Annotated in this window: 10 protein-coding genes and 1 pseudogene; all 11 read left to right on the forward strand. The window is 50.4% G+C overall.

All coding sequences use genetic code 11. The features are described 5' to 3' along the window. A partial coding sequence (gene rplB / locus RTP97_RS17715; RefSeq protein ID WP_312416001.1) for a 50S ribosomal protein L2 occupies nt 1-420 on the forward strand: 420 nt, incomplete at its 5' end. A gap of 16 nt (nt 421-436) precedes the next feature. Then, the gene (rpsS, locus tag RTP97_RS17720) at nt 437-715 is read left to right on the forward strand and encodes a 30S ribosomal protein S19 (RefSeq protein WP_001138115.1); all 279 of its coding nucleotides are present in this window, start codon (nt 437-439) and stop codon (nt 713-715) included. 14 nt (nt 716-729) lie between these two features. Continuing rightward, nucleotides 730-1,062, forward strand: coding sequence for a 50S ribosomal protein L22 (gene rplV / locus RTP97_RS17725; RefSeq protein ID WP_002919773.1), 333 nt, complete (start codon nt 730-732; stop codon nt 1,060-1,062). Nucleotides 1,063-1,079: 17 nt separating this feature from the next. After that, on the forward strand, nt 1,080-1,778 hold the full coding sequence (gene rpsC / locus RTP97_RS17730; protein ID WP_006817277.1) for a 30S ribosomal protein S3: 699 nt from the start codon (nt 1,080-1,082) through the stop codon (nt 1,776-1,778). A gap of 11 nt (nt 1,779-1,789) precedes the next feature. After that, on the forward strand, nt 1,790-2,200 hold the full coding sequence (gene rplP, locus RTP97_RS17735) for a 50S ribosomal protein L16 (protein ID WP_004926449.1): 411 nt from the start codon (nt 1,790-1,792) through the stop codon (nt 2,198-2,200). Then, nucleotides 2,200-2,391, forward strand: coding sequence for a 50S ribosomal protein L29 (gene rpmC, locus RTP97_RS17740; protein WP_000644742.1), 192 nt, complete (start codon nt 2,200-2,202; stop codon nt 2,389-2,391). The genes rplP and rpmC overlap by 1 nt, the downstream gene beginning before the upstream one ends. Next, the gene (rpsQ, locus tag RTP97_RS17745) at nt 2,391-2,645 is read left to right on the forward strand and encodes a 30S ribosomal protein S17 (protein ID WP_002438707.1); all 255 of its coding nucleotides are present in this window, start codon (nt 2,391-2,393) and stop codon (nt 2,643-2,645) included. Before rpmC ends, rpsQ begins: the two co-directional genes overlap by 1 nt. A 163-nt stretch (nt 2,646-2,808) precedes the next feature. Next, a complete protein-coding gene (gene rplN / locus RTP97_RS17750) occupies nt 2,809-3,180 on the forward strand; it encodes a 50S ribosomal protein L14 (protein ID WP_002919748.1) in 372 nt (123 codons plus the stop codon). A gap of 10 nt (nt 3,181-3,190) precedes the next feature. After that, on the forward strand, nt 3,191-3,505 hold the full coding sequence (gene rplX, locus RTP97_RS17755; RefSeq protein ID WP_042396035.1) for a 50S ribosomal protein L24: 315 nt from the start codon (nt 3,191-3,193) through the stop codon (nt 3,503-3,505). A 14-nt stretch (nt 3,506-3,519) separates the two neighbouring features. Beyond that, on the forward strand, nt 3,520-4,059 hold the full coding sequence (gene rplE / locus RTP97_RS17760) for a 50S ribosomal protein L5 (protein WP_042396032.1): 540 nt from the start codon (nt 3,520-3,522) through the stop codon (nt 4,057-4,059). 14 nt (nt 4,060-4,073) lie between these two features. Then, nucleotides 4,074-4,159, forward strand: a pseudogene (gene rpsN / locus RTP97_RS17765) (30S ribosomal protein S14); the annotation flags it as partial.

Consider the following 4,159-nt stretch of genomic DNA (forward strand, 5'->3'; position numbering starts at 1 on the left):
ATCCCGGTTGGTTCTACCGTTCATAACGTAGAAATGAAACCAGGTAAAGGCGGTCAGCTGGCGCGTTCTGCTGGTACTTACGTTCAGATCGTTGCGCGCGACGGTGCTTATGTCACCCTGCGTCTGCGTTCTGGTGAAATGCGTAAAGTCGAAGCAGACTGCCGCGCTACCCTGGGCGAAGTTGGCAATGCTGAGCATATGCTGCGCGTTCTGGGTAAAGCAGGTGCTGCACGCTGGCGTGGTGTTCGTCCTACCGTTCGCGGTACTGCGATGAACCCAGTCGACCACCCACATGGTGGTGGTGAAGGTCGTAACTTTGGTAAGCACCCGGTAACTCCGTGGGGCGTTCAGACCAAAGGTAAGAAGACCCGCAGCAACAAGCGTACTGATAAATTTATCGTACGTCGCCGTAGCAAATAATTTTAGAGGATAAGCCATGCCACGTTCTCTCAAGAAAGGTCCTTTTATTGACCTGCACTTGCTGAAGAAGGTAGAGAAAGCGGTGGAAAGCGGAGACAAGAAGCCCCTGCGCACTTGGTCCCGTCGTTCAACGATCTTTCCTAACATGATCGGTTTGACCATCGCTGTCCATAATGGTCGTCAGCACGTTCCAGTCTTTGTTTCCGACGAAATGGTTGGTCACAAACTGGGTGAATTCGCACCGACTCGTACTTATCGCGGCCACGCTGCTGATAAAAAAGCGAAGAAGAAATAAGGTAGGAGGAAGAGATGGAAACTTTAGCTCAACATCGCCATGCTCGTTCTTCTGCCCAGAAGGTTCGCCTTGTTGCTGACCTGATTCGCGGTAAGAAAGTGTCGCAGGCCCTGGACATCCTGACCTATACCAACAAGAAAGCTGCGGTATTGGTTAAGAAGGTACTGGAATCTGCCATTGCTAACGCTGAACACAACGATGGCGCTGACATTGACGATCTGAAAGTTGCGAAAATTTTCGTAGACGAAGGCCCGAGCATGAAGCGCATTATGCCGCGTGCGAAAGGTCGTGCAGATCGCATCCTGAAGCGCACCAGCCACATCACTGTGGTTGTGTCCGATCGCTGAGACTCTGGAGACTAGCAATGGGTCAGAAAGTACATCCTAATGGTATTCGCCTGGGTATTGTAAAACCATGGAACTCAACCTGGTTTGCGAACACCAAAGAATTCGCTGACAACCTGGACAGCGATTTTAAAGTACGTCAGTACCTGACTAAGGAACTGGCTAAAGCGTCTGTATCTCGTATCGTTATCGAGCGTCCGGCTAAGAGCATCCGTGTGACCATTCACACCGCTCGCCCGGGTATCGTTATCGGTAAGAAAGGCGAAGACGTAGAAAAACTGCGCAAGGTCGTAGCGGATATCGCTGGCGTTCCTGCACAGATCAACATCGCCGAAGTGCGTAAGCCTGAACTGGACGCAAAACTGGTTGCTGACAGCATCACTTCACAGCTGGAGCGTCGTGTGATGTTCCGCCGTGCAATGAAGCGTGCTGTACAGAACGCAATGCGTCTGGGCGCTAAAGGTATCAAAGTTGAAGTTAGCGGCCGTCTGGGCGGCGCGGAAATCGCACGTACCGAATGGTACCGCGAAGGTCGCGTTCCGCTGCACACGCTGCGTGCGGACATCGACTACAACACCTCTGAAGCGCACACCACCTATGGTGTAATCGGCGTTAAGGTATGGATCTTCAAAGGTGAGATCCTGGGTGGTATGGCTGCTGTTGAACAACCGGAACCGGCTGCTCAACCTAAAAAGCAGCAGCGTAAAGGCCGTAAATAAGGAGCGTCGCTATGTTACAACCAAAGCGTACAAAATTCCGTAAAGTGCACAAAGGCCGCAACCGTGGTCTGGCGCAGGGTACGGATGTTAGCTTCGGCACTTTCGGTCTGAAAGCTGTTGGCCGTGGTCGTCTGACTGCCCGTCAGATCGAAGCAGCACGTCGTGCAATGACCCGTGCAGTTAAGCGTCAAGGTAAGATCTGGATCCGTGTATTCCCGGACAAACCGATCACTGAGAAGCCGCTGGAAGTTCGTATGGGTAAAGGTAAAGGTAACGTGGAGTATTGGGTTGCCTTGATTCAGCCAGGTAAAGTCCTGTATGAAATGGACGGTGTTCCTGAAGAGCTGGCCCGTGAAGCATTCAGCCTGGCAGCAGCGAAACTGCCGATTAAAACCACCTTTGTAACTAAGACGGTGATGTAATGAAAGCAAAAGAGCTGCGTGAGAAGAGTGTTGAAGAGCTGAACACCGAGCTGCTGAACCTGCTGCGTGAGCAGTTCAACCTGCGTATGCAGGCAGCAAGTGGCCAGCTGCAACAGTCTCACCTGTTGAAGCAAGTGCGTCGTGACGTCGCACGCGTTAAGACTTTACTGACTGAGAAGGCGGGTGCGTAATGACCGATAAAATCCGTACTCTGCAAGGTCGCGTTGTTAGCGATAAAATGGAGAAATCCATCGTTGTTGCTATCGAACGTTTTGTGAAACACCCGATCTACGGTAAATTCATCAAGCGTACGACCAAACTGCACGTACATGACGAGAACAACGAATGTGGTATCGGCGACAAGGTTGAAATCCGTGAATGCCGTCCACTGTCCAAGACTAAGTCCTGGACGCTGGTTCGCGTTGTAGAGAAAGCGGTTCTGTAATACAGTACGCTCTCTCAAGATAGACGGTCCAGCAATGGACCGTTTATTTTTTCTACCCATACGCAGAAAGCGGTGTTATAATGCCGCGCCCTCGATATGGGGCTTTTTAATGACCCGAGATTTTGGGTCCCAAAGTAGTAGTTGACATTAGCGGAGCACTGAAATGATCCAAGAACAGACTATGCTGAACGTCGCCGACAACTCCGGTGCACGTCGCGTAATGTGTATCAAGGTTCTGGGTGGCTCGCACCGTCGCTACGCAGGCGTAGGCGACATCATCAAGATCACCATCAAGGAAGCAATTCCGCGTGGTAAGGTCAAAAAAGGTGATGTGCTGAAGGCGGTAGTGGTGCGCACCAAGAAGGGTGTTCGTCGCCCGGACGGTTCTGTCATTCGCTTCGATGGTAATGCATGCGTTATTCTTAACAATAACAGCGAGCAGCCTATCGGTACGCGTATTTTTGGGCCGGTAACTCGTGAACTTCGTACTGAAAAGTTCATGAAAATTATCTCTCTGGCACCAGAAGTACTCTAAGGAGCGAATCATGGCAGCTAAAATCCGTCGTGATGACGAAGTTATCGTGTTAACCGGTAAAGATAAAGGTAAGCGCGGTAAAGTAAAAAATGTTCTGTCTTCCGGCAAAATCGTCGTTGAAGGTATCAACCTGGTTAAGAAACATCAGAAGCCGGTTCCGGCCCTGAACCAGCCAGGCGGCATCGTAGAGAAAGAAGCAGCTATTCAGATCTCTAACGTTGCAATCTTCAATGCGGCAACCGGCAAGGCTGACCGTGTAGGCTTTAGATTCGAAGACGGCAAAAAAGTCCGTTTCTTCAAGTCTAACAGCGAAACTATCAAGTAATTTGGAGTAGTACGATGGCGAAACTGCATGATTACTACAAAGACGAAGTAGTTAACAAACTCATGACTGAGTTTAGCTACAATTCTGTCATGCAAGTCCCTCGGGTCGAGAAGATCACCCTGAACATGGGTGTTGGTGAAGCGATCGCTGACAAGAAGCTGCTGGATAACGCAGTAGCTGACCTGGCAGCAATCTCCGGTCAAAAGCCGTTTGTCACCAAAGCACGCAAATCTGTTGCAGGCTTCAAAATCCGTCAGGGCTATCCGATCGGCTGTAAAGTAACTCTGCGTGGCGAACGCATGTGGGAGTTCTTTGAGCGCCTGATCACTATTGCTGTACCGCGTATCCGTGACTTCCGTGGCCTGTCCGCTAAGTCATTCGATGGTCGTGGTAACTACAGCATGGGTGTCCGTGAGCAGATCATCTTCCCAGAAATCGATTACGATAAAGTCGATCGCGTGCGTGGTTTGGATATTACCATTACCACTACTGCGAATTCTGATGAAGAAGGCCGTGCTCTGCTGGCTGCCTTTGACTTCCCGTTCCGCAAGTAAGGTAGGGTTACTGAATGGCTAAGCAATCAATGAAAGCACGCGAAGTAAAACGCGTAGCTTTAGCTGATAAATTCTTCGCTAAACGCGCTGAACTGAAAGC

It is taken from the genome of Pseudescherichia sp. (assembly GCF_031998825.1).
Lineage (GTDB): Bacteria > Pseudomonadota > Gammaproteobacteria > Enterobacterales > Enterobacteriaceae > Pseudescherichia.